Source organism: Nocardia sp. NPDC004278 (assembly GCF_053602975.1).
On sequence record NZ_JBSGEQ010000022.1, the window covers coordinates 93,460 to 116,877 of the forward strand.

The window sequence follows — 23,418 nt, forward strand, 5'->3', positions numbered from 1 at the left end:
GGAAACCGAACCTCAAACACCGAGGAAAGGGACGTCATGTTGCTACGCCGATTTGCCCGTCCACTGCTGGCGACCGCATTCATCGCCGATGGTGTCGACGCACTCGCCCACCCCGAGCAGCGCACCAAGGCCGCCGCGGGGCTGGTACAGCAGGGCCAGCAATCACTGCCCGATAATTTCGCCGCCAAACTGCCCTCGGATCCGGGGACGGCCGTCAAGATCAATGCGATCGCCCAGGTCTCGGCCGGTGCGTTGCTGGCGCTCGGCAAAATGCCGCGGCTGGCCTCGCTCACCCTGGCCGCGACGGTGATTCCCGCAACGGTCACCGAACAGGACTTCTGGGCGGAGAAGGATCCGGATCGCAGGCTGGCCAAGCGCAATGCCTTTCTCAAGGATGTGAGTCTGCTCGGCGGGTTGATGATCGCCAGCGCGGATACCGGCGGCAAACCCTCGCTCGGCTGGCGTGGCCGCCGGGCCGCGAGCAATGCCAGCGCGGCGGTCTCGGCCGCCTTGCCGTTCGCGGCGGCGGATTCGCAGACCGGTGAGGCGCTGCGTCGACATGCGCACGACACCGCCCTGCGCGCCAGGGAACTCGGCGATGTCGCCGCGGCCAAGGTTTCCGCGGTCGCGCAGGAGCGGGGCTCCGAAATCGCCGATATGGTCAAAGAGTACGGCCCCGAATGGGCCGAGCTCGCCAAGGAACGCCGCGCGAAGCTGGCCGAGAAGGCTGCTGAACTCGCCGAACTCGCCAAGGAACGCGGGCCCGAAATCGCCTCGGTCGCACGCGAACGCGGCACGCTGCTGGCCGAGATCGCCCAACATCGCGGGGCCGAACTCGCCGAAAAGGCTCAGCACCGCGGGGCCGAACTCGCCGAGAAGGCCCAGCACCGCGGGGCCGAACTCGCCGAGAAGGCCCAGCACCGCGGGGCCGAACTCGCCGAACTCGCCAAAGAGCGTGGGCCCGAATTGGCTTCGACCGCGCGGACGCGCGGCGCCGGGCTGTCGGCGAAGGCGCAGAAGCGTGGTGCGCGCCTGGCCGCGAAGGCCGAGCGCCGGGCCAAGAAGGCGCAGCCTGGGATCGATAGGGCCCTGCGCCGTCTCGACAAAGCCCAGGAGCGGATGGCGCTGGCACAGGAGCGGATTGCGCAGGCCAGGGCACGCGTCGAGGGGCGGCGCCACTGATCTGCGCCGGGCGCGAATCGCCGGAACTGCACCCGGGCCACACATCCCGGCGTAGTACCCACGAATACCGCAACCAGCAACCCGAACCGAAGGACAACACCACTAAGTCACGCCAGCGCAATCACCAGAACTACACCCGGGCCACACATCCCGGCGTAGTACCCACGAATACCGCAACCAGCAACCCGAACCGAAGGACAACACCACTAAGTCACGCCAGCGCAATCACCAGAACTACACCGGGGCCGCGCATCCCGGCGTGGTGTCCGCGAGTGCCGCGGCCAGGGAACCGACGCGGCGTAACGTCGTGGACAACCCGGTGATCTCGATGACGCGGTCGACACAGCGCACGGTGGTGATCAACACCATTCGCCGATCGGCCTTTTCGGCCGCCGCCTGGGCCTCGATCAGGGCCGCGAGCCCGGCGGCGGCGAAAAAGGTGACCGGTGAGAGATCGACGACAATGGTCGATTCCTGAGAGTCGAAGGCGCGCAATAGCTTATCCCGCAGCTGTGGCGCGGTGCACAGATCGACTTCGCCAGCGACGACCACCAGCGTCACATCGCGGCGTGGGTGGCTCACCGAGAACTGCATGCTCCGCGCTCGGGGCGCGGTCGAAATATCGACGCACTCACCGTGTTCCGGTCGATCACGGTCAGCGGGTCGCCCTGCCGGATAAGCGAAGTGGGTGGACATGCGCTGGCTCCTGCGGTCCGGGTGCAGACCTGGTCACACCAGTGAAGCAGGGTCCGCCGGGTCTGTACAGGGACAGCGCATGCCGCGATTCCCGGGAACCGGACCGCCGTATCGGACGACCAAGTGATCATGCAACACACAGCACTGGCAGCACGTCGGCGTGCGGCCCATGGCGATCGCGCCGGACGCATCGAGAGCTCGACCCCGCCTATGACACGTGCCGCCGTGCTGGCCATGGCCATTGGCGCCATTGCCGTCACCGGATGTTCGACCACGGTCACCGAATCCGCGGCCACCGCACCCGCCGCGACCGAGGGCAGCACCAAATATCCGATCACCATCGAGAACTGCGGTAAGAGCTACACCTTCACCGAGGCACCGAAGCGAGTCGCGGTGATGAACGGCGGCTCCATCGGCGAGGTCTCATCCCTGATCGCGCTCGGCGTCGGCGACCGCGTCATCGCAAACGCCCAGTCCTACGGCACCTCCGAGGTGCCCGGCCGCGCCGCCGCCATCGCGGCACTCCCGACCGGCGGCATCACCCCGAACAACCTGCAGGACATCCCCCGCGAGGCCATGCTCGCCCAGCGACCCGATCTCGTCATCTCCACCGGGGGTGGCGGCTTCTCGGCCGATCAGGGCTTCGCCACCCGCGCGGAGCTGTCCGATGCGGGCGCCAATACCTATGTGCCCCGGGCGAACTGCGGTATGACCGGTGCGGTCACCGGCACACCGACCATCGAGGACAGCTACGCCATGCTGCGCGACTTCGGGACGATCTTCGACGTACCCGGCCGCGCCGAACAGCTCATCAACGATATCGCGGGCAAGATCACCGAGACCGCCGCACGGGTCGCCGGACAGCCCGAGAAGAATGTGCTGCTCATCTTCCCGGGTATGGATATGGGCGGTACGGGCGACTTCTCGGCCATTGCGGCGGGCGGCATCTGGAACGACATCATCCAGCGGGCCGCTGCGGTGAACCCGTTCAACCGCACGGACGGCACGACTTTCGTGACGATCAGCAAAGAGCAGCTCGCCGTCACCCCGATCGACGGCCTGATCGTGGTCAACTACCGCAATTCCGATATCGACGGGACGGCAAAGCGGATCCTGGAACAGTTCCCGCAGTGGAATGCGAGCAAGAACACCAACTACACGGTGCTCTCGGACTCGATCTACCTCGGCCCGAGCAATGACATCGCGGTGGCGAAGATCGCCAGGCTCGTTCACCCCGAACAGTTCTGACCGATGCGCACCCTTCGACAACAGCGACTGCTGGCCACCACACCCCTGCCCGTCGCGATCGCCGGCGCAGTGGCAATTCTGTGCGCGGTAATGCTGGTATCCATTGGCGCGGGATCGGTCACCGTGTCGATCGCCGATACCGGCCGGGTCATCTTCGCCCACTTATCGGGTAGAACACCGGATGTCGGATTCACCGTCGACCAGATCGTCTGGAACTATCGGCTGCCCCGGGTCATCCTGGCCGCGCTGTGCGGCTGCGGGCTCGCGGTCTCCGGCGTGATTCTGCAAGCGCTGGTGAACAATCCGCTCGCCGACCCCTATGTGCTCGGCCTATCTTCCGGCGCCTCGCTCGGTGCGGTGACGGTGATCGTCACCGCCGGTGCGGCACTCGGCGGTATCGGTGTATCCGGCGCCGCCTTCCTCGGGGCGATCGGCACTGCCGCAGTGGTTTTCGCACTCGGACAGCGGCGCGGCACGCTGGCCCCCACCCGCCTCGTACTGGCCGGTGTCGCCGTCGGATATCTGCTGCTGGCGGCGACCAACTACCTGCAACTGCGCGCCACCCCGAATGAGCTGCGCGCGGTGATGTTCTGGACCATGGGCAGTGTGTCCGGTGCGAGCTGGTCGCGACTCGGCCCCGTCACGCTGGTGGTTCTCGTTGTCGTCGCGATCGTGCTCGCCTTCGGCCGACGCCTCGATGTGCTCGGCACCGGTGATGAGCAGGCCACCGCACTGGGCGTCGACGTCCGCACCACCCGCATGGTCCTGCTGGTACTCGCCTCCCTGCTGACCGGTGTACTGATCGCGGTGGCGGGCGGAATCGGCTTCGTCGGTTTGATGGTTCCGCATCTGGTGCGCCTGACATTCGGCATGGACCACCGCCGGGTACTGCCACTGGCGGCACTGCTCGGCGCGGCGTATCTGGTTGCAGTGGACCTGCTTTCGCGCACCGTCGACGCGCCCAACGAACTCCCGCTCGGCATCTTCACTGCCGCCTTCGGCGCACCCTTCTTCCTCTGGCTGCTGCGCCGCGACGGCGGCATCGCATGAGCGGGCCACCGTCCCATAAATCGGGCAGCTCGGTTGAGCCACGTGATGCCCGCACCGCCGAGCTATCGGTTGTCGGGGTGAGCGTGGCGATCGGGGGTGCGCGGGTATTGGATGCGGTGACGTTGCAGGCCCCACCCGGGTCGGTGGTGGGCGTGGTCGGGCCGAATGGCAGTGGTAAGACGACGCTGCTGCGCACGATCTACCGGTCGTTGCGGCCGGATCGGGGCATGGTGCTGATCGACGGCGCGGATAACACCGGAATGTCCGTGCGGGCAGCGGCCCGGACCACCGCCGCGGTCCTGCAGAACGGGGCCGGATCACCCGAGCTCACCGTCGCGGAAATGGTCGGCCTCGGCCGCAATCCACATCACGCGCTCTTCAGCCGCGACACCGCCGCCGATCACGCGGCCATCGAAAAGGCCATGGCGCGAACGGGTGTCACCGCGTACGCCGATCGCCCCATCGGCACCCTGTCCGGCGGCCAGCGCCAGCGCGTGCTGCTGGCCAGGGCGCTGGCACAGCATCCGCGGCTGCTCGTCCTCGACGAGTTGACCAACCATCTCGACGTGCGCGCCCGATTCGAACTGCTCGACCTGGTTCGCTCGACCGGGATCACCACACTCGCGGTGCTGCACGAACTCGACCTCGCGGTCCGGTGTTGTGATCGTTTGGTCGTGCTCGATCACGGCAGGGTCGTCGCGGCGGGGACGGTACTCGAGGTAATGACGCCCGAGCTGCTGCGCACTGTCTTCGGCGTGCATGCGCGGGCCGAGCAACACGACGACGGCGTCGTCCGATTGCATTACGCCGCAGAGCCTTTGGCCTCCGAATGAGTGCCAGCGCGGGTGCTGCACTGCCGGTCGGGCTCCGCACTCGATCGGGCACCGACGCGGCGTACGCAAGTGCGGCCCCTCGAAGGTGGGACTCGCGCGGGGAAGTGAACGCAGAGCAACCGGTTGTTACGCGCCGAAAGGTACAGCACGCCAAAGAACTGCCCGCAGGGTCAGCCGTTGGCGCGGCGCTTGCCGCCGAAACGGGCTGCTGCGACGAGGCCTTCGCGCGCACGCGCCACCCGGGACCGCACCGTGCCCACCGAACATCCGCATACCGCCGCCGCCTCGGCATAGGACAACCCAGCACATGCGTCAGCACCAATGCCTCGCGCCGATCGTCGGAAAGATCCTCGAGCAGCAACTTCAGCCCCACGATGTCGGCGAGCCCGGAGGCCCGGCTGCGCCGCCATCAGATACAACCCGCGGGAACTTTGTAGTGCGCCGATCCGACAATGTGGACGTGGAGTGCAAGGTATGCCGGACCGCGCTATCGGCGCGGATCGATGGCGAACGCGAAACCGTGCCCGCGGCGCGCGTGGACGAACACCTGGAACAGTGCCGGGAGTGCTGTTCCTGGTACGCCGCCGCCGTGGCGATCTCGCGCCTGCTGCGCGGCGGTTCGGGCTACGCGCCCGATCTCACCGACGCCATCTTCGCCGCCGCCGATCTGGAGCGCCCGCACGGATCGCGCTGGCGCACTGCACTGTCCGGAGTTGGCTGGTCCGAATGGACCCGGCTGCTGCTGGGCCTGCTCGGTATCGTGCAGTGCGCACTGGCGATCGGCCAGTTCGCCGGATTCGACTTCGGCATGACCCACCACCACGGCGCCGAGCTGACCCGGCATCTGATGAACGAGTCCACCGCGTGGAGTCTGGCGATCGGTATCGGATTCGTGTACTGCGCGGTGCGGCCGCACGCAACCTCGGGCGTGCTGCCGGTGCTCGGCGTACTGGTCGCGACGCTCACCGCATTCGTCATCGGTGATCTGTATTCCGGAGTGGTGACGGTCTCCCGGGTGCTCTCGCACGGCATCCTGGTCGCCGCGTTGGTGCTGGTCGTGGTGGTACATCGCACCCGCCGACCGGAGACCGCACCGCCGACCCGCACGAGCAATCCGGTGCCCGCCGAACTCGTCCTGCCACCCGGCGCCCGATTCGGCCGCCGCACCGGCCATCTGCGCTCGACCCAGCATCGCTCGACCCAAGACCCCGCCGCCTGACCGAACGGAACCAAATGGACACAGCATCGCGCAGCGATTCGATAATGAGTGGCGGTCGGGCGACGGGTGGGCCGACAGCATTGACCGAGCGCGGTCGCGCGACGGACAAGCCCGACCTTGCCACCGCGGCGCAGCACGCCACCGTTCGCATCTCGCTCGCGGTTTCCGGCATGACCTGTGCCGCCTGCGCGAATCGGGTGGAGCGCAAACTCAACAGGGTCGACGGCGTGCTGGCATCGGTGAACTACGCGACCGGCATCGCCACCGTCGATGCCGCCGAGGATATTTCGGCCGAACAGCTCTGCGCCGCGGTGGTCGCAGTGGGCTACGGCGCGCAGCCGATCACCGAGGGCACCGGCCCGATCTCCGCGGCCCCCGAGGAGGCCGCGGTCCGAGATCTGTTCCGCCGCTTGGTCGTCGCGCTGCTGCTGTTCTTCCCCCTCGCCGATCTCTCGGTCATGTTCGCCATGGTGCCAGCGGCCAGGATCACCGGCTGGCAGGTCATACTGACCGTGCTCGCACTGCCGGTGGTGGTGTGGGCGGCCGCGCCGCTGCACCGAAAGGCGCTGGCGGGGGCGAAGAATTTCACCGCGAGCATGGACACCCTGGTATCGGTCGGTGTGACGACCGCGACGCTGTGGTCGCTGGACACCATGTTCCTGCACGCGGACCGGACCGCAACTCCCGATGGCGTATGGGACGCGTTCTGGTCCGGTGATTCGATCTATCTCGAAGCCGCCGCTGGCGTGACCACCTTCGTGCTCGCCGGACGGTATTTCGAGGCCAAGGCCAAGCGGTCGGCGGGCAGCGCGCTGCGGGCGCTCGCCGCGCTGGGCGCCCGTGAGGTCACCGTGCTGACCCGTGACAATCGCGAAATGCGCGTCCCCATCGGCGAACTGGTCGAGGGACAGCGCTTCGTGGTGCGGCCCGGCGAAACCATCGCGACCGACGGCCTGGTGGTCTCGGGTGCGTCGAGCGTCGATGCCAGTGCCATGACCGGCGAATCCATACCGATCGATGTGACCGAGGGGATGGCGGTGATCGGCGGCACCACCGCACTCACCGGTCGCCTGATCGTGGAGGCCGCCGCGGTGGGCGCGGATACCAAGCTGTCCGGCATGATCCGGCTGGTCGAGCAGGCGCAGACCGGGAAGGCGCGCATGCAGCGCATCGCCGACCGGGTCTCGGCGGTATTCGTTCCATTCGTATTCGCCGTGGCGGCTGGCACCTTCCTCACCTGGTGGCTGCTCGGTTCCGGTATCGACCGGGCCGCCGCGGCCGCCTTGGCGGTGCTGGTGATCGCGTGCCCGTGCGCGCTGGGGCTGGCGATTCCGACCGCGCTGATGGTGGCCTCCGGACGCGGTGCGCAACTGGGCATATTCATCAAGGGCCATCAGGCGCTCGAGGCCACCCGCGATGTGGATACGGTGGTGCTGGACAAGACCGGAACGGTCACCAATGGGGTCATGAGCGTCGTCGCGGTGACCGTAACCGACACGCTGACCGAAGCCGAGGTGCTGCGGCTGGCCGGTGCGGTGGAGGCGGCCTCCGAACACGCCGTTGCCGCGGCCATCACCCGGCACGCCACCGCAGCGCGGAACGATCTGCCGCAGGTCGAATCCTTCACGGCGCTACCGGGATTGGGCGCGCGTGGCATCGTCGCGGGCCGCGAGGTCATAGTCGGGCGCCTGCGCCTGCTGCACGATCGCGGTATCGATGTGCCGCGACCGCTGAGTCGCGCTGTGCGCCAAGAGGAACGGTCCGGACGCACCGTGGTGCTCGTCGCGGTCGACGGTGTGGCCAGCGCGGTGATCGCGGTCGCCGATACCGTCAAGGATTCCGCCGCCGACGCCATCGCCCGACTGCATGCGCTCGGCCTGCGCGTCATGATGTTCACCGGTGACAATGCCTACGCGGCCCAGTCGGTCGCGGATGAGATCGGCATCGATGAGGTTGTCGCCGAACTGCTTCCGGAGGGCAAGGTCGAACTCATCGCCCGCATGCAGGAGCAGGGCCGCCGCATCGTGATGGTCGGCGACGGCATCAATGACGGGGCGGCGCTGGCCACCGCCGACCTCGGCATGGCGATCGGGGCGGGCACCGATGTCGCGATCGCGGCCGCCGATGTGATCCTGGTGCGTGACGATCTCGGGGCGGTCGCCGATGCCATCGAACTGGCGCACGCCACCCTGCGCACCATCAAGGGAAATCTGGTGTGGGCCTTCGGCTATAACGTGATCGCCATTCCGGTGGCCGTGCTCGGGTTCCTCAACCCGTTGATCGCCGGTGCGGCCATGGCGTTCTCGTCGTTCTTCGTGGTCTCCAATAGCCTGCGACTGCGTCGCGTTCGGCTCGTACGCTGAGTCAGCGGCGCGATCGCGCCAACTTCTCCAGCATCGCGTTATAGGCGGCGAGTTCGGAATCCCCGTACTCGTCGTCCTTGCGGTCGGTGCGCACCGCGGTGCGGCGATCCTGTGCCACCCATTGGGTCAGCAGTGCGCCGACCACGAGCAGGATCGGGATTTCACCGGAGACCCAGGCAATGCCGCCGCCGACCCGCTGATCGGCCATCACGTCCAGGTGCCATGGCAGTTCCAGTTGTTGATAGAACCGCTCGCCGATAATGGTGTTCATCGACATCACCGCGACACCGAAGAAGGCGTGAAAGGGCATGATGGCGAACAGCATGCCGAGCCGGCCCAGATGCGGCAGGCGGCGCGGGCCGGGATCAATGCCGATAATCGCCCAGTAGAACAGGTAGCCGATGATCAGGAAGTGCACGTTCATCAGCACGTGCCCCCAGTGATAGCGGATCAGGTTCGCGAACAGCGGCGTGAAATACAGGCCGTAGAGCGAGAGCACGAAGGCCGTGATCGCGGTGCCGGGATGGGCCAGCATCGCGGTCGGGCGCGAATGCAGGATCCACAGCACCCATTCGCGCACACCGGGAACCGTATCCTTCGGGGCCGCGGGCACGGTGCGCAGCAGCAGGGTCACCGGTGCGCCGAGCACCAGCAGCACCGGCACGAACATATTCAGGGCCATATGCGTGATCATGTGCATGCTGAACATGGCGTAGCCGTAGCTGCCGATGCCCGATGATGTCGAAATCAGCAGGACCGCACAGCCGCTCGTCCACGACAGCGTGCGCCATGGCGACCAGATATCGCCGCGCCGCCGCAGTCGCAGCACACCCGCGAAGTACAACCCGATGCCAGCCAACGCGGCGCTGCCGAGGACGATATCGAAGCGCCACATGGTCATCAGCCGCCAGAGGTCGGCCCGGCCCGGCAGATCGAAACCGAGGAAGACCTCCTGTGCCGTGAACGACCGATCGGCGAAGGCCGGGGCGGGTTGTACCGCCATCGCTACCAATGCGGCCGTCGCCAACACCGACAGCGCACCGGAACCGGCGATCAGCTGTCGCGTACGAGGCGACGAATCCGGTTCGGCCGCGAGCTTTCTCAATATCAGTCCGATGCCGATGGCCGCCGCGACCACCACCAGCGCGAGCCGCCCATAGCCGGTATCGAACAACGCCGACCACGGCAACAGGATCGCACCGAGCACCAGCCCGCTGACGGTGGCCGCGGCCAGACACAACAGGCCGATGCGTGCGTAGCGTCGAACCGCGGTCGCTACCTGGGAACCCGCACGGCCCAGCTGCGCCGCGACACACCAGGCCGCGCCCGGCAGCACCGAGACGGCCAGCTGGAAGATGATCATCGCACCGGTCCCGAAGTCATGATCCGGTCCCTCACCCGCATTGCCGACCAGCGCGGGCGGCAGCACCGCCAGTAGCGCGAGCACTGTCGGTACCACAAGACCGGTCCAGGCCAAGGTCAGCCGCGTCACCAGCGCGACGACACCGGCCAGCACCGCGACCACGATCCAGGCCTTGGGCTTCTCACTCGCATCGATCAGCGCGCCGATCGCACCCCGATCCAGTGCGGTGCTCATCGACAGTCCGCCCACATTGGCGGCGCTGACCGGAATCAAGATCAGGGCCGAGACCAGCCACACCAGACTCGCCCGCTCGGCCACCCGGACCCCGGCATATCCGTCCACATCGACGCGTCCGCGCGCGGTGACCACGGTGCAGCACAGTGCGTAGATCAGCGCGCCGACGGTGACCGCGCCTGCCAGCGCCGCCACCACGCGCAGCGCGACATAGATCAGGACATCGGGGAAGCCCGGATATGCGAGCCCGGCCCGGCGGTAGGGCATATCTCCGGCCGCGATGACGGAGATGAGCACGACGGCACCGGCGGCGACCGCCGCGATCAGCCAGATGAAGTGGTCGGGCGAGCGCTTCACCTGCACGTTTTTCCACCAATCCGGGTAACCGAAGATGTGTGACGGGCAGCGGATGTGCCAGCCCTCGCACATAAGTCGCCGGTGGCCCGGTGCTGGTTCCCGGGCCGCAGGCGGTGCGACGAGCGTCACATGGTGGATCGCTCAGGCAAGTCGAAGGTGACCGCGACCGGGGCGTGATCGGATTCCGGATCGTCGACGTCGGTGGCGAACGCACCGGATTCGTCGATACCCCAGCCTATTTCAGTTCCTTGGAAAATCTACAGACACAGGACCCAGGTCACCGATCCCAGCCAGATGGGGAAGCATATGGCAATCGATCCCTGGGTGGGCGTTACCGGAGCTGGCGCCTCGGTCGCGGAAGCGGTGGGCGCCACAATGGAGCCAACGCCAAGGGATAGTGCGATTGCAGTTGCGGCAACGGAGCTTGCGATCTTGGTGTGCATCTTCTTGCCTTCTCACTTGAACCTTGCACCACATTGGTGCTCGAGCACGAAACGCGAGAAAGAAGCGTTTCATCCAATTATGATTTGCCTCGCAACTATCATCTCTGCGATTCACGTAGTCTACTAGGGACTTTCGGCCCCCTTCGGACTGTCGAGAAGTTGGGGGATGACCGGGTTTTCCGATTGATATCCGCTCGAATTCGAGGACCGGGAACAGACGAATACCCGGTTATGTCCTTTTTATTCCGATCTCCGGTCCATATTTCCCTGTCGCGGCATCATTAAAACTTGGCGAATCGCTCAGGCAAAGTCGAAGGTGACAACGACCGGAGCGTGATCGGATTCCGGATATTTGACGTCGGTAGCGAATGCACCGGATTCGTCGTGCAGCAGCTCGTTGTGGATCTCCGCGCCGCGGTAGTGGGCCAGCAGATTGCGGGTGACCAGGATATGGTCGAGCATCTGCCCCTTGCCCTGATGGAACAGCGAGTACCGCGCGGATTCGGGGATGGTGTTCTCCAGCGGCACCAGCACCCGTCCCGCCAGCGCGCCATTGCCGGTGTCCTCGACATCGCCGCGGATGGCCACCAGGGGCACCTCCTCGGCGGTGGCATTGAAGTCGCCGCCGACCACGATGCGCGCGTTCGGGTCCTGGTCCAGGATCTGATCGACCAGCCGCCGGACCTCCAGCGCCTGGCTCATCCGCTTCATCGAGGAGATGAACGAACCCTCGGCGGCCGCGCCCGCACTGCGCCAGGTGAAGGTATTGAGCTTCTGCCCGGGAATGTCGGTGGGCAGTTTCGACTTCAGATGCACCACGATGACATGCAGGGGTGCGCCGTCGACGTTCAGCTCCACATGCAGAATCGGCCGCTCGACTCGAATTGCTTGCGGCGCGACGGCGGGTGGATCCGCGGTCAGCATCTGATAGATCGGCGCGGCGACGAGCGTATTGAGCAATTGCGTGTGCCCGGTCACCGGCAGCGAGGTGACCAGCACCAGATTGCGCTGATCGAATACTTCTCCATTCGCGGTTTGCGTCGAAACAATATTTGCCCCAGCCAATTTCGTACCGGAGAGCAGTTCGGCCAGTGCGAGTAGCGCCCGTGGCTGGCCCGGCCGTTCCTGTCCGTGCACCTCTTGCATACATAAGATATCGGCCCGCAACCGCTCGATCTGCGGTCGCATTACCGCGATCCGATCCGCCAATGACGGCGTGCTCGCATTCGGCACCGTCTCATCGAAATTCTCCACATTGAATGTGGCGATACGTAGGGTGGTCATGACACCTCGATCCACTATCAGGCCCCGACCGACTTATCGATTACGACCCGATTCTCACTCGGCCGACACCCGAACTCCTGCGTACCGACTACTCGAATTCCCCGATCAATGCGGCTATCGAGGTGCGTGTTATGGCCCGTAGGGCGCTGGCTACGGTTCCGTCCGAGGAGCTTCGGCCTCGGCCTCGGTGTGTTCGGCGACCGCCGCGGCATGTTTGGCGCCCGAGCCCCAGCCGACATGCAATTCCGAGCGCATGCGATCGACCATATGCGGGTAGTGCAATTCGAAAGCGGGTCGCTCGGAACGGATTCGGGGCAGCTCGTAGAAGTTGTGCCGCGGCGGCGGGCAGGTGGTGGCCCACTCCAGCGAGTTGCCGTAACCCCACGGATCGTCCACGGTGACGACCTCACCGTAGCGGTAGCTCTTGAAGACGTTCCAGATGAACGGCAGCATCGACGCGCCGAGGATGAAGGCGCCGATCGTGGAAATGGTATTCAGCGTGGTGAATCCGTCGCTGGGCAGGTAGTCGGCATAACGACGCGGCATGCCCTCCGCACCCAGCCAGTGCTGCACCAGGAAGGTGGTGTGGAAGCCGACGAGCGTGGTCCAGAAGTGCCATTTGCCGAGTCGTTCGTCGAGCAGCCTGCCGGTCATCTTGGGGAACCAGAAGTAGATGCCAGCGAATGTCGCGAACACGATGGTGCCGAAGAGCACATAGTGGAAGTGCGCGACCACGAAATAGCTATCGGTGACATGGAAATCGAGCGGCGGGCTGGCCAGGACGACGCCGGACAGACCACCGAACAGGAAGGTCACCAGGAAGCCGACCGAGAACAGCATGGGCGTTTCGAAGGTCAACTGGCCGCGCCACATGGTGCCGATCCAGTTGAAGAACTTCACGCCGGTCGGGACCGCGATCAGGAAGGTCATGAACGAGAAATACGGCAGCAGTACGGCTCCGGTGGCGTACATGTGATGCGCCCACACCGCCATCGACAGCGCGCCGATGGACAGCGTCGCGTACACCAGGGTGGTGTAGCCGAACAGCGGCTTGCGGCTGAACACCGGGAAGATTTCGGTGACGATCCCGAAGAACGGCAGCGCGACGATATACACCTCGGGGTGTCCGAAGAACCAGAACAGGTGCTGCCACAACAGGGCTCCGCCGGTGCCCGGATCGTAGATATGCCCGCCCAGATGCCGATCGAAGGCCAGCGCCATCAGCGCCGCGGTCAGAATCGGAAACGCGAGCAGTATAAGGATGCTGGTGACCAGGATGTTCCAGGTGAAGATGGGCATCCGGAACATGGTCATGCCCGGACACCGCAGGCAGATCACCGTGGTGATCATGTTGACGCCGCCGAGGATGGTGCCGACGCCCGAGACCGCGAGGCCCATGATCCACAGATCCGCACCCGCACCCGGCGCGTGCACGATGTTGCTCAGCGGGACGTAGCCGGTCCAGCCGAAGTCGGCCGCGCCGCCGGGGGTGACGAAGCCCGCCGTGGCGATCGTCGCGCCGAATAGATACAGCCAGTAGCTGAGGGCGTTGAGCCGGGGGAAGGCCACATCCGGCGCCCCGATCTGCAGCGGTAGGACGCAATTGGCGAAGCCGAACAGAATCGGCGTCGCGTAGAACAGCAGCATGATCGTGCCATGCATGGTGAACAGCTGGTTGAACTGTTCGGGCGAGAGGAACTGCATGCCGGGGCGAGCCAGTTCACCGCGCATCAGCAGCGCGATGAGACCACCGATGAAGAAGTAGGTCATCGCGGTGGTCAAGTACATGACCCCGAGCACCTTCGGATCGGTGGTCGTGATCATTTTCCAGAAATAGGAGCCCTTGGGCCCGACCCGCCGCGGATAGGGCCGAACAACTTCCAGCTGAGTTGTGGTCACGGCCGTCGCCACCTTCCGATCGCCGAGCAGCCTTGTCCGGATTATGCGCTCATCCGAACACCAACATGCCCGCTTTGACCCCATTGACGCCGTTGCGTCCGTGTCTACGGTAGGAGCCGGATCTGCGACCATGGTGCGATTGCGGTCGCCACGCGCGTCGTAGCGACCGCATGGCTACCAGCACATTCCGGCTGCGCTGGGCTCGGCTCGCGCGCGGGTTTCCGCGGACCCGGCGAGGAGTGCGGCACCGCCCGCCGGGGCGGGTCAGCGGACCGTTGTGACGCGATCTTCGACCGGCTGGTCCACCGAGCGACGCAACTGCACCGCGGCCGCAGCGAACAGCGCGAGTGTCAGCCAGATGTAGCCGTTGTGGAAGAACGTCGTGAGGTGGCTGCCCGGGGGATAGTCGAAGATGCTGACCACCGTGGGATCGAAAAGCGAGATCAAACCGCCCGATGCAGCCGCCAGCGCCACCAGAAATCCGAGCGGTGCGGCCACCCCGCCCCGGCGCAATGCCAGATCGGCCAGGTACACCAGCAATGGCGCGAGCCAGACCCAGTGATGTACCCAGCTGTACGGGGACACCGCAGTGGTGGTGAGTCCGCACAGTACGACGGCGGGCAGTTCGTATCCGGTCAGCGACAGCCGCCGCGCCAGCAGCAGGCAGCCTGCAGCGATGGCGAAAGCACCTGCCAGCCACAGCAATTGGTGCGTGCCCTCGACGCCGATGGTGCGGGCGAGCAGGCCGCGCAGCGATTCGTTGCGCGGGTTCTCCGGTACGCCGACGCGGGTGGGATCGGCAAAGGCGCCGCTCCAGAATGTCAGCGAATCCTTGGGCATGGCCGCGAGGCCGATGAGAACAGTCGCGACGCATGCGCCGATCGCGGTCACCGCGGCGCGGTACCTGCGGGTGATCAGTAGATAGAGCACGAAGAATGCGGGAGTCAGTTTGATTCCGGCCGCGATCCCGGTCAGCACGCCTTTCCAACGCGACGAATCGGGCAGCGCCATATCCGCGAGCACCAGCAACAGCAGGAAGATATTGATCTGCCCGAAGGCCATGGTTTCGCGCACCGGCTCGCACCACATCAACAATCCGGTGATCGGCAGACCCACCAGCACCAGCCGCCGGTCGCGCCGGTAGCCGAGCATCGACAATGCGGCCCAGACCGATCCGGTCAGCATCGCGAAGTTCCCCAATGCGCCGATATAGGTGTACAGATCGCCGTGCAGATCGACCAGCGGCACGAACAGCAGTGCGGCGAACGGTGTGTAGACGAACTCCCAGACGCCGCGGGTCTGGCCTAGCAATGGGGTGTCATAGACGGAAACGCCGTCGACCACCCGGTTCCCGGCGATCTGGTAGACGCTGAGGTCCATCAGATGCATCATCACCCGCGGCGTATCGAGAACCTGCACGAGATAGCAGATACCGGCTGCCGTGCCGAGCACCGAGATCGCCAGGAAGGCCGGGGTGGGGATGGTGCGGCGCTGCGGCGCGGTGGTTACCGCGGACGGCACCGCCGCATTCTCGATCGTCGACAATGGCACGCTCATCTCCCAGCGATCGGGTCCGGATTCGCCGCCCCACGGTAGTGGCACTCGTCGTGAGCCGCACACCGCAGCCGCGCCCCGGCCGGCGCGGGACCGATATTGTCCTCGGGTGACTGCTGGCCCACCACCGCGGATGTACGACGGACGACCCGTCGCGGACCGGCGGGCGCAGCGGCGCGCGGAATTCCTGGCCGCCGGAGTGACGGTATTCGGCGAGCGCGGGTATCAAGGCAGTTCGATCACCGCGCTGTGCCGAGCGGCCGGGTTGGCGCGCAGCCAGTTCTACGAGCATTTCGACAATCGCGAGGATCTGCTGATCGCGGTCTACGACATGATCCAGGTCGAAACCAGGCAGGCGGTCACCGCCGCGACGGCCGCGGCCGCACCGGATGATCCGGTCGGCCGGGCCCAGGCGGCGGTGCGGGCCTATGCGGAGTCGATCGGTCGCGACCCGCGCCGGGCCCGGATCGCACATATCGAGGTCGTCGGCGTCAGCGAGCGGGTCGAGCGGCGCAGGCTCGAGCAGCGCAAGCTGTGGATGGCACTGTTCGAAGACCAGATCCGGCGGGCGCTGGGACCGGACTTCGTACCGCCCGGTGGGTTCGATGCCGCCGTGACCGGATATCTCGGTGCGCTGCTCGCCCTGGTGCAGCAGTGGACTACCGGAGATCCGCGCACCGACCTGGCCGGGATCACCGAGGTACTGACCCGTTTCCTGGTCTGCCTGATGACGCCGTGATTCAGCGGCTCGGCCGAATATTCTCCCGGACCGCGGCGATATCCGGATACCCGTTGACCGCCATCAGCAGATCGGCCTCCGCCAGCAGCATCCGGAGCACATGCACCAGACCCGAAACCCCGCCCAGCGCAAGGCCGTACACGTACGGACGGCCGATGCCGACCATGGTCGCACCCAATCCGAGCGCTTTGATCACATCGGTGCCCGAGCGCACGCCGGAGTCGAACAACACCGGTACCCGATCGTCACAGGCTTCGACCACCCCGGGCAGTGTCGCGAGCGCGCTGAGACCGCCATTGGCTTGGCGCCCACCGTGATTGGAGCAGTAGATGCCGTCGACGCCCGCATCGATCGCCCGGCGTGCGTCATCGGGATGGGAGATGCCCTTGAGAATGATCGGCAGTTCGGTCAGTGATCGAAGCCAGACCAGATCGTCCCAGGTGAGCGGGTTGCCGAAGGTCTGAACCCAGTGCAGCACGATGGACTGCGGATCATTCGAACCGACCATCTTCTGGAAGACCGGATCGGTGGTGTAGTTCTTCAAGACGTGCCCGCGCAGCTGCGGAAAGTTGCCGCTGGACAGATCGCGCGGACGCCAGCCCGGCACCCAGGTGTCCAAGGTGACGGTGATGCCGCGATATCCGGCCTGCTCGGCCCGGCTCACCAGACTCGCGGCGAGGTCGCGGTCCTTGGGCGTGTACAGCTGGAAGAAGCTCGGCGTGCTGCCCGCATGCCCGATGACCTCCTCCAGCGGATCCTCCATCAACGTCGAGAAGAACGCGGGCACACCGGTTTTCGCGGCGGCCTCGGCGACCGCGATATCACCGTGCTTATCCCCGACCAACCCGATCACCCCGACCGGGGCCATGAAGATCGGACTCGGGAAGGTGAGCCCCCACGCGCTGACCGACAGATCGCGCTGCGTCGCGCCGACGAGCATCCGCGGCACCACACCCCAGTCCGCGAACGCCTCGACATTGCGTCGCTGGGTCAGCTCGTCACCGGCACCGCCCGCGATATAGGAGTGCAGCGATGTGGGCAGCGCGGCGGCGGCCTTCGCCTCGAGCGTCGCGTAGTCCATCGGGAAATCCGGGGCGTGCCCGCCGAGTGCGGCGAAGTAGATCTCGTTCTGGTAATCGGCGAACGCCACTGTTCTGCCCTTCGGTAGGGGTCGATCGGAGGGGTGGTCTCCGGTTGCCCGAATATTAGACGCTAATGTCCATGATCGAGTCCGGACGAACCGCGAAACATTCGACCACGGCACAGCGAAGGAGTCTGTGCGATGTGCGTCACAATGCCGGGGTGGTTCGTACCGGATGACCTGCGCATCGGGTCCGACGGCCGTACCTGCTGTAGCGCGAGCAACCGCTGTAGCAACGGGTAATCCGGAACAATTGACAGATTGCGAGAACCGCGCCGTGAATCTCGACTACCTGCCCAGATCAAGTGACCACGACCTGCTGCTGGCGAATCAGATGATGAGTAGTCCACTACGCCGCCTCTTACATCTGGCGCTCGGCCTGTCCACGGAGTCCATGGACCTGCTCACGGCACTCACCGACCGACTACGGACCGCCGAGGGCGCACTACCGGATCCCGCGACCTCCGGCGAGTTCTAGCCCGTCCCTACCTCCGGCACCGCCTCGACAATCGAATACGACCCGGCCGATGCCATTAGCATCGGGCCCCGTGATCACTGTGGCCAGTTGGAATGTCCTGCATCGCGTGCACGCGGAGAACTGGGGCTCCGATATCGCGACGCGCTGGCCCGATGAAGCGGCGCGCATCGCGGCGGTGACCGACTGGCTGGCCGCGCGACCCGAACAGGTCATCGCCCTGCAGGAGGTCAGCGGCGACCAGCTGGCGAGTCTGCGATCGGCATTGCCCGGCAGGGATATTCACGCACTGCGCTATCCGCGCGTCCCGCATCCGCGCAGCGGCATCAGTCCGCTGCGCGAGCGCACCGAACATCTCGTCCTGCTGATCGACGGATCGGGCCGCGAGGTGGCGGCCGAATCCTTCGACAACGATCCCGGCAATGGCGCATTGGCCGTCGAAACGGCCGGAATGGTTTTCCTGGCAACCCATGTGACCGGCGATCTGCGGCGCACCCGGCAACTCGCGCGGTTGGCCGAACTCGCAGCGCCGGGCCGGGCGACCGTACTGCTCGGCGACTTCAATATCGACCGCGACACCGTGGCAGCCGCATTCGGCGCCGATTTCGCCATCGCCGATCTGCCCGCCGATTCCGTGCCGACGCGCCCGCGCACCTCGGGCACGAAATCCCAGTTCATCGACCACATAGTCGTACGAGGCGCGAACGTAGCCGATGCGGCGGTACTCGCCGTCGACGGTCTGTCGGACCACAATTTCGTCCGCGCCACCGTCACCGGATAGGCCGTGCGCCAGCGCGCCAGAGCCAGCGCCAGCGCGGCAACTCCGCAATCACCGTGAGCACCGCGAGCACTTGGACGAGCACGGCGATCCAGGTCGGCAAGAGCACCCAGGTGCTCATGACGGCCGCGACCACCTGCAGCACGACCAGGGCGATCGTGACCCACCCCGGCACCGGGACCAGAATCTGCTTCTTGTCCCCCGGCGTGGCGAACACCGTGGGCAGACCGATCAGCACCACCACCGAGAGCACCGCGAGCAACGCCGAATGCCCGGCCAGCGCCCAGGGTGTCGCGATCCAGGCGATGAGTTCGACCGCAAAGCGCAGGCCCGACGCGACTCTGCCCGACCCGGTCCGGTTCGGTGATTCCAACATGCATGCAGCGTGCCATGCGATGGATACGGACGCAGAGCGAAGCGAAGCCCCGGACCGAAGGGGATGGCCCGGGGCTTCATGAGGTGTATCGCGCGCAGCGCCCGCCGAGTTAACAGCGTGCAATGCGGGTCACATAAGTTGGGCCAGTAGGTCATCGACGGCGCTGGTGCCGGAGCGGACGCCTCGAGGTGTCCACCAACCGATTCGGTCCGGTACGGGGCTGTCGCGTAATGCCGCACTAGTGGCCGTGCGTGGGCGCGACCAAACCGTGCTGGTGTGCGTAGACGACTGCGTGAATGCGATCGCGCACACCGAGCTTCGCGAGTATCCGGGATACATGCGTCTTCACCGTTTCCTCGCCGACCCCGAGGGCCGCCGCAATCTCGGCATTGCTGCGCGCATCGGCCAAGAGCAGCAACACCTCTCGCTCCCGCGCGGTGAGTTGTTCCACCTCCGGCGGGGTGCGCGGCGGTGCGAGGGTGCCAGCGAAGCGCGATATCAGGCGTCGCGTCATCGACGGATCGATCAGGGCGTCGCCGCGGGCCGCGATGCGAATGGCGGCCACCAGTTCTTCCGGCGGCAGACTTTTCAGCAGGAATCCGCTGGCCCCCGCCTGGAGTGCGCGATAGAGGTTGGCCTCGCTGTCGTAGGTGGTGAGCACCAGGACGCGGGTGCCGCCCGCCGCGACAATGGCCGCGGTGGCCGCGAGCCCGTCCAACTTCGGCATCCGCACATCCAGAATCGCGACATCCGGTCGCAGCCGGGCGGTTTCGGCGATCGCATCGCGGCCGTCGCCGACCTCGGCGACACATTCGAGGTCGGCCTGACTGTCGACCACGGCGCGCAGTCCGGAGCGGAACATGCTGTGGTCGTCGGCGATCAGCACGCGCACCGGTGCGTTCACGCTCCTCCGATCGGTAGGCAGACCCGGGTGTGCCACCGGATTTGGGCCTGGTCCGGGCCGAATTCCAGTTCGCCGCCGAATAATTCGGCGCGCTGACGGATTCCGCCGAGGCCGCGGTGCGCGGTCGCGTCGTCGACATCGGCGGTCGCGGCGAGTGGGTTGACCGTCTCCAGCACCACTCGGTTCGGCTGGTAGTCGACGAGTAGTTCCGCATGTGCGCCGTCACCGTGGCGCAGGGCGTTGGTCAGCATCTCCTGCACGATGCGATACAGCGTGAGGTTCAGCGAATCCGGCAGCTCGACCGCGACACCGCGCGCGGTGTATTCGACGGCCAAACCGGCCGCACGAACCCGTTCCAGCAGGTCATCGATATCGGCGAGGCCGGGCTGACGCTGACCGTCCTCCTCGCGCCCGTGCAGCAGGTCGAGTTGGCGGCGCAGGTCGACCATGGCCGCGCGGCTGCTCGATTCCACCGCGGTCAGCGAGCGGGTAGCGGCGGCATTGCCGGTGTCGGCCATGGCGATTCGGGCCGCACCGGCATGGATGCCGATGGCGCTGACGTGATGGGAGATCACATCGTGCAGATCCCGGGCAATGGCGGCGCGTTCCTCGGTGAGCGCCCGGGCGAGCGCGGTCCGCTGCTCCTGCTCGCGCAGCTTGGCCTGCTGCTCGAGATCGGCGAGGTACGCACCGTGTGCCGCCGTGTACCGCCCGACCAGCCACGGCACCACCCCGGCCGACACCGCCGATGCCAGCAGCAGCCGCCAATCGTGCGAGGTAGTGCTGCCGACCAGCAGCTGCGCGGCCGCGCAGCCGGTGGACATGGTGATGACGGTCGCCACCGATTTCGGGCCGGTCATCCAGGCTCCGGCCCGATATCCGGCCACCAGGAATCCGACATCGGCGAAGCGGGCGGCGAAGCCGTGCCGGTGCAGCAGCACGGCCGCCGCCAGCCGCAGCGCCACCTGGACAATGGCCACCGCACCCGCCGTGCGCGGCGGCGCGGCCAGCGCGAGATCGGCCGCGACGATGCCGATCAGCACGGCACTCGCCTGCCACGGTGCCACCGCGAAGATCCCGTTGAGCGCCAGCATCGAAGCATCGATGGCCGCGGCCACCACCGCGACCACGAGCGACTGGCACGCCAGCGACCTGCTCACATCCAACAGTTCGCCACCACCTTCGCACCATCCCAGAAGTCCGGTTTCGAGCCGTCCGCGGGCGATCCTACCCAGCATTCACCCGACCGCTCCGGACCGACTCTGCCCGCATGCGCGGTCCGGCGCATCCCCCGCGCGAGGGACGGCCGATCCCTCGTCAGCGCGATGTTTGCGCAGGCCAGCGGCCGTAACGTGGCGGTGAGCACCGAGCGGAGGAGACATAGTGATCAGTGGACAGTTATTCATCTACGCCATACCCGCGTTCGCGGTACTCATGTTCGTGGAATGGATCGACTATCGCCGCGATCCGGATCGCCCGGCCAATGGCCACTCCGGGCGGGATATGGCCGCCAATATCACCACCTATCTGCTCGGCCGATTCCTGAAGCCGGTGACGCAGTATCTGATTCCGTTCTCGGCGGTGGTGCTGGCCGCCGCGATCACGCCGCTGCAGCTTTCGCCGCGCAGTTGGTGGGTGTGGGTGCTCGGGCTGGTCGTCACCGATTTCTGCTACTACTGGGCGCATCGCGCCGACCATCGGGTCCGGCTGCTGTGGACCTCGCACAGCGTCCACCATTCCAGCGAGTACTTCAATCTCTCCACCGCCATCCGCCTGCCATGGGTGCATCCGGTGGCCGCCGTTCTGCGCGGATTCGCCTGGGTGCCAGCGGCTTTGATCGGTCTGCCGCCGTGGATGATCTTCCTGCTGCAGACCATCGGGCTGCTCTATCAGTTCCCCATCCACACCCAGCGCATCGATACCCTGCCGCGCCCGATCGAGTTCCTGTTCAATACCCCGGCCCACCACCGGATCCACCATGGTTCGAATCAGCCCTATATCGACAAGAACTACGGCGGCGTCTTCATTATCTGGGACCGCATGTTCGGCAGTTTCGCCGCGCGGAGCGAACCCATTCGCTACGGCCTCACCAAGAACATCGGCACCGATAACCCGCTGAAGATCAACTATCACGAACTCGGCGCACTGATCAGCGATGTGCGCCACGCGAATACGTGGAAGGGCCGTCTCGGCTACATCTTCGGGCCGCCCGGATGGTCCGAGAGCACGCAGCCCGACATTGCGCCCGCGCTGCCCACCGAGTCAGCTACCCAGGGATCGGTCGCCGCCTAGGTGACCAGTAGCGGCCGCAGCAGCTGCGCGCCCTTGCGGGTCAGCCAGGTGCGCAGGCTCATCAGGCCCGGGTGTAGTGCACGCAGTTCGTCGATATCGACATCGGGGATGCCGTCGCCGCTGTTGATCCGTTCGTAGCCGCGGGCAAAGCGTTCGTTGATGCGGCGAAGTTCCTCGATGGGGCGCTGGATATAAGGAACGGGGCGACCGACGACGGCGCTGATCTCGGCGGCGACCTGCGGCGGTGTCAGCACGTCACCGACCAATTCGAGGGTCCTGCCGCGGTAAGCGTCGGGCTGCGCGAAGGCGAGCGCGGCGAAGGCGCCTATGTCGTCGAGGGCGATGAACTGCTGGCGCACATGCGGGGCGGCAGCGGTGCGCAACGCACCATCACGGACCCCGACGGTGGCCGATTGCGTGATGAGATTTTCCATGAATGAACTCGGCCGCAGGATCGTTGCCGGGATGCCGGACTCGGCGATGTACTGCTCGATCTCCCATTTGGTGGGCTGCCCACCCCCGTCGGCACCTAGCGCCGAGCTGTAGACCAGATGTGTCGCACCGTATTTCACCGCTGCGTCGGTCACGGCTCTACCCGCTCGCACCTCGTCCTGATCGGGCGCCAACGCTCCCGGATGCACATTGAACACCCCGTATACGCCGTCTACGCACCGACCGATGGTCGCGTCGTCCTCCAGCGATCCGGTGACAACCTCCGCGCCAGCCGCGGCCAGAGCCCGAGCTCTGACGCTGTCCCCGTCACGAGTCAATGCCCGCACGCGCCACCCGTCCGCAAGCAGTCGGGCCGCGACCGCGCCACCCTGCTGTCCGGTCGCACCGACGACGAAAACAACCTGGTCCACTGCAATACCTCCGCGAGCGATTCACCCAGTCAATGGTCAGAGATCGTCCGCTAAACGGAGAACTCTCTCCGAATAGACTATATGGAGAGATCTCTCCGTTTGGCAACGGCGGGAGATAGCATCGT

Annotated in this window: 20 protein-coding genes and 1 pseudogene; 10 read left to right on the forward strand and 11 right to left on the reverse strand. The window is 66.2% G+C overall.

Annotated features, from left to right (window positions below):
- Window positions 1-36 precede the first annotated feature (36 nt).
- Window positions 37-1,182 (forward strand): DoxX family membrane protein, encoded by a 1,146-nt coding sequence (locus tag ACWEO2_RS29135; RefSeq protein WP_452408237.1) that lies wholly within the window; start codon window positions 37-39, stop codon window positions 1,180-1,182.
- A gap of 234 nt (window positions 1,183-1,416) precedes the next feature.
- Here ACWEO2_RS29135 and ACWEO2_RS29140 read toward each other — a convergent pair whose 3' ends face one another.
- The gene (locus tag ACWEO2_RS29140; protein WP_452408238.1) at window positions 1,417-1,878 is read right to left on the reverse strand and encodes an STAS domain-containing protein; all 462 of its coding nucleotides are present in this window, start codon (window positions 1,876-1,878) and stop codon (window positions 1,417-1,419) included.
- 210 nt (window positions 1,879-2,088) lie between these two features.
- On the opposite strand from ACWEO2_RS29140, the gene ACWEO2_RS29145 reads away from it, so the two are divergent.
- The 3 genes from ACWEO2_RS29145 (at window position 2,089) to ACWEO2_RS29155 (ending at window position 5,009) form a co-directional block, all read left to right on the forward strand.
- The gene (locus ACWEO2_RS29145) at window positions 2,089-3,126 is read left to right on the forward strand and encodes an ABC transporter substrate-binding protein (RefSeq protein ID WP_452408239.1); all 1,038 of its coding nucleotides are present in this window, start codon (window positions 2,089-2,091) and stop codon (window positions 3,124-3,126) included.
- A gap of 3 nt (window positions 3,127-3,129) precedes the next feature.
- Entirely contained in the window at window positions 3,130-4,176 is a 1,047-nt protein-coding gene (locus tag ACWEO2_RS29150) for a FecCD family ABC transporter permease (protein WP_452408240.1), read from the forward strand.
- A gap of 77 nt (window positions 4,177-4,253) precedes the next feature.
- On the forward strand, window positions 4,254-5,009 hold the full coding sequence (locus ACWEO2_RS29155) for an ABC transporter ATP-binding protein (protein ID WP_452408241.1): 756 nt from the start codon (window positions 4,254-4,256) through the stop codon (window positions 5,007-5,009).
- 170 nt (window positions 5,010-5,179) lie between these two features.
- Here the strand turns inward: ACWEO2_RS29155 and ACWEO2_RS29160 are convergent.
- Window positions 5,180-5,388: pseudogene (locus tag ACWEO2_RS29160) on the reverse strand (sigma factor-like helix-turn-helix DNA-binding protein); the annotation flags it as partial.
- 81 nt (window positions 5,389-5,469) lie between these two features.
- Here ACWEO2_RS29160 and ACWEO2_RS29165 point away from each other — a divergent pair.
- Together ACWEO2_RS29165 and ACWEO2_RS29170 are read left to right on the forward strand one after the other, a co-directional pair.
- Complete coding sequence (locus ACWEO2_RS29165) at window positions 5,470-6,228, forward strand: zf-HC2 domain-containing protein (RefSeq protein WP_452408242.1); 759 nt, start codon at window positions 5,470-5,472, stop codon at window positions 6,226-6,228.
- Window positions 6,229-6,272: 44 nt separating this feature from the next.
- On the forward strand, window positions 6,273-8,591 hold the full coding sequence (locus ACWEO2_RS29170; protein WP_452408243.1) for a heavy metal translocating P-type ATPase: 2,319 nt from the start codon (window positions 6,273-6,275) through the stop codon (window positions 8,589-8,591).
- 1 nt (window position 8,592) lies between these two features.
- Here ACWEO2_RS29170 and ACWEO2_RS29175 read toward each other — a convergent pair whose 3' ends face one another.
- The 4 genes from ACWEO2_RS29175 to ACWEO2_RS29190 all read right to left on the reverse strand — a co-directional run bounded on the left by ACWEO2_RS29175 (window position 8,593) and on the right by ACWEO2_RS29190 (window position 15,722).
- Complete coding sequence (locus ACWEO2_RS29175) at window positions 8,593-10,545, reverse strand: cytochrome c oxidase assembly protein (protein ID WP_452408244.1); 1,953 nt, start codon at window positions 10,543-10,545, stop codon at window positions 8,593-8,595.
- A 743-nt stretch (window positions 10,546-11,288) separates the two neighbouring features.
- On the reverse strand, window positions 11,289-12,272 hold the full coding sequence (locus ACWEO2_RS29180; protein ID WP_452408245.1) for an endonuclease/exonuclease/phosphatase family protein: 984 nt from the start codon (window positions 12,270-12,272) through the stop codon (window positions 11,289-11,291).
- 150 nt (window positions 12,273-12,422) lie between these two features.
- Entirely contained in the window at window positions 12,423-14,171 is a 1,749-nt protein-coding gene (gene ctaD / locus ACWEO2_RS29185) for an aa3-type cytochrome oxidase subunit I (protein WP_452408246.1), read from the reverse strand.
- Between the two features lie 264 nt (window positions 14,172-14,435).
- The gene (locus ACWEO2_RS29190) at window positions 14,436-15,722 is read right to left on the reverse strand and encodes a glycosyltransferase 87 family protein (protein ID WP_452408247.1); all 1,287 of its coding nucleotides are present in this window, start codon (window positions 15,720-15,722) and stop codon (window positions 14,436-14,438) included.
- Window positions 15,723-15,834: 112 nt separating this feature from the next.
- On the opposite strand from ACWEO2_RS29190, the gene ACWEO2_RS29195 reads away from it, so the two are divergent.
- Complete coding sequence (locus ACWEO2_RS29195; protein WP_452408248.1) at window positions 15,835-16,464, forward strand: TetR/AcrR family transcriptional regulator; 630 nt, start codon at window positions 15,835-15,837, stop codon at window positions 16,462-16,464.
- 1 nt (window position 16,465) lies between these two features.
- Here the strand turns inward: ACWEO2_RS29195 and ACWEO2_RS29200 are convergent, their stop codons facing one another.
- A complete protein-coding gene (locus tag ACWEO2_RS29200) occupies window positions 16,466-17,614 on the reverse strand; it encodes an alpha-hydroxy-acid oxidizing protein (RefSeq protein ID WP_452408249.1) in 1,149 nt (382 codons plus the stop codon).
- A gap of 268 nt (window positions 17,615-17,882) precedes the next feature.
- On the opposite strand from ACWEO2_RS29200, the gene ACWEO2_RS29205 reads away from it, so the two are divergent.
- Both ACWEO2_RS29205 and ACWEO2_RS29210 read left to right on the forward strand, forming a co-directional pair.
- On the forward strand, window positions 17,883-18,083 hold the full coding sequence (locus ACWEO2_RS29205; protein ID WP_452408250.1) for a hypothetical protein: 201 nt from the start codon (window positions 17,883-17,885) through the stop codon (window positions 18,081-18,083).
- 70 nt (window positions 18,084-18,153) lie between these two features.
- The gene (locus ACWEO2_RS29210) at window positions 18,154-18,861 is read left to right on the forward strand and encodes an endonuclease/exonuclease/phosphatase family protein (protein ID WP_452408251.1); all 708 of its coding nucleotides are present in this window, start codon (window positions 18,154-18,156) and stop codon (window positions 18,859-18,861) included.
- Here ACWEO2_RS29210 and ACWEO2_RS29215 read toward each other — a convergent pair.
- The 3 genes from ACWEO2_RS29215 to ACWEO2_RS29225 all read right to left on the reverse strand — a co-directional run bounded on the left by ACWEO2_RS29215 (window position 18,851) and on the right by ACWEO2_RS29225 (window position 21,298).
- A complete protein-coding gene (locus ACWEO2_RS29215; protein WP_452408252.1) occupies window positions 18,851-19,234 on the reverse strand; it encodes a hypothetical protein in 384 nt (127 codons plus the stop codon). The genes ACWEO2_RS29210 and ACWEO2_RS29215 overlap by 11 nt on opposite strands.
- A 238-nt stretch (window positions 19,235-19,472) precedes the next feature.
- Window positions 19,473-20,138: a response regulator gene (locus ACWEO2_RS29220; protein ID WP_452408253.1), complete on the reverse strand. Its 666-nt coding sequence runs from the start codon at window positions 20,136-20,138 to the stop codon at window positions 19,473-19,475.
- Window positions 20,135-21,298, reverse strand: coding sequence for a sensor histidine kinase (locus ACWEO2_RS29225; RefSeq protein WP_452408298.1), 1,164 nt, complete (start codon window positions 21,296-21,298; stop codon window positions 20,135-20,137). Before ACWEO2_RS29225 ends, ACWEO2_RS29220 begins: the two co-directional genes overlap by 4 nt.
- A 223-nt stretch (window positions 21,299-21,521) precedes the next feature.
- Between ACWEO2_RS29225 and ACWEO2_RS29230 the strand changes: the two genes are divergently transcribed.
- Window positions 21,522-22,430: a sterol desaturase family protein gene (locus ACWEO2_RS29230; protein WP_452408254.1), complete on the forward strand. Its 909-nt coding sequence runs from the start codon at window positions 21,522-21,524 to the stop codon at window positions 22,428-22,430.
- On the opposite strand, the gene ACWEO2_RS29235 is transcribed toward ACWEO2_RS29230, so the two are convergent.
- On the reverse strand, window positions 22,427-23,293 hold the full coding sequence (locus tag ACWEO2_RS29235; RefSeq protein WP_452408255.1) for an NmrA/HSCARG family protein: 867 nt from the start codon (window positions 23,291-23,293) through the stop codon (window positions 22,427-22,429). The genes ACWEO2_RS29230 and ACWEO2_RS29235 overlap by 4 nt on opposite strands.
- Between the last annotated feature and the right edge of the window lie 125 nt (window positions 23,294-23,418).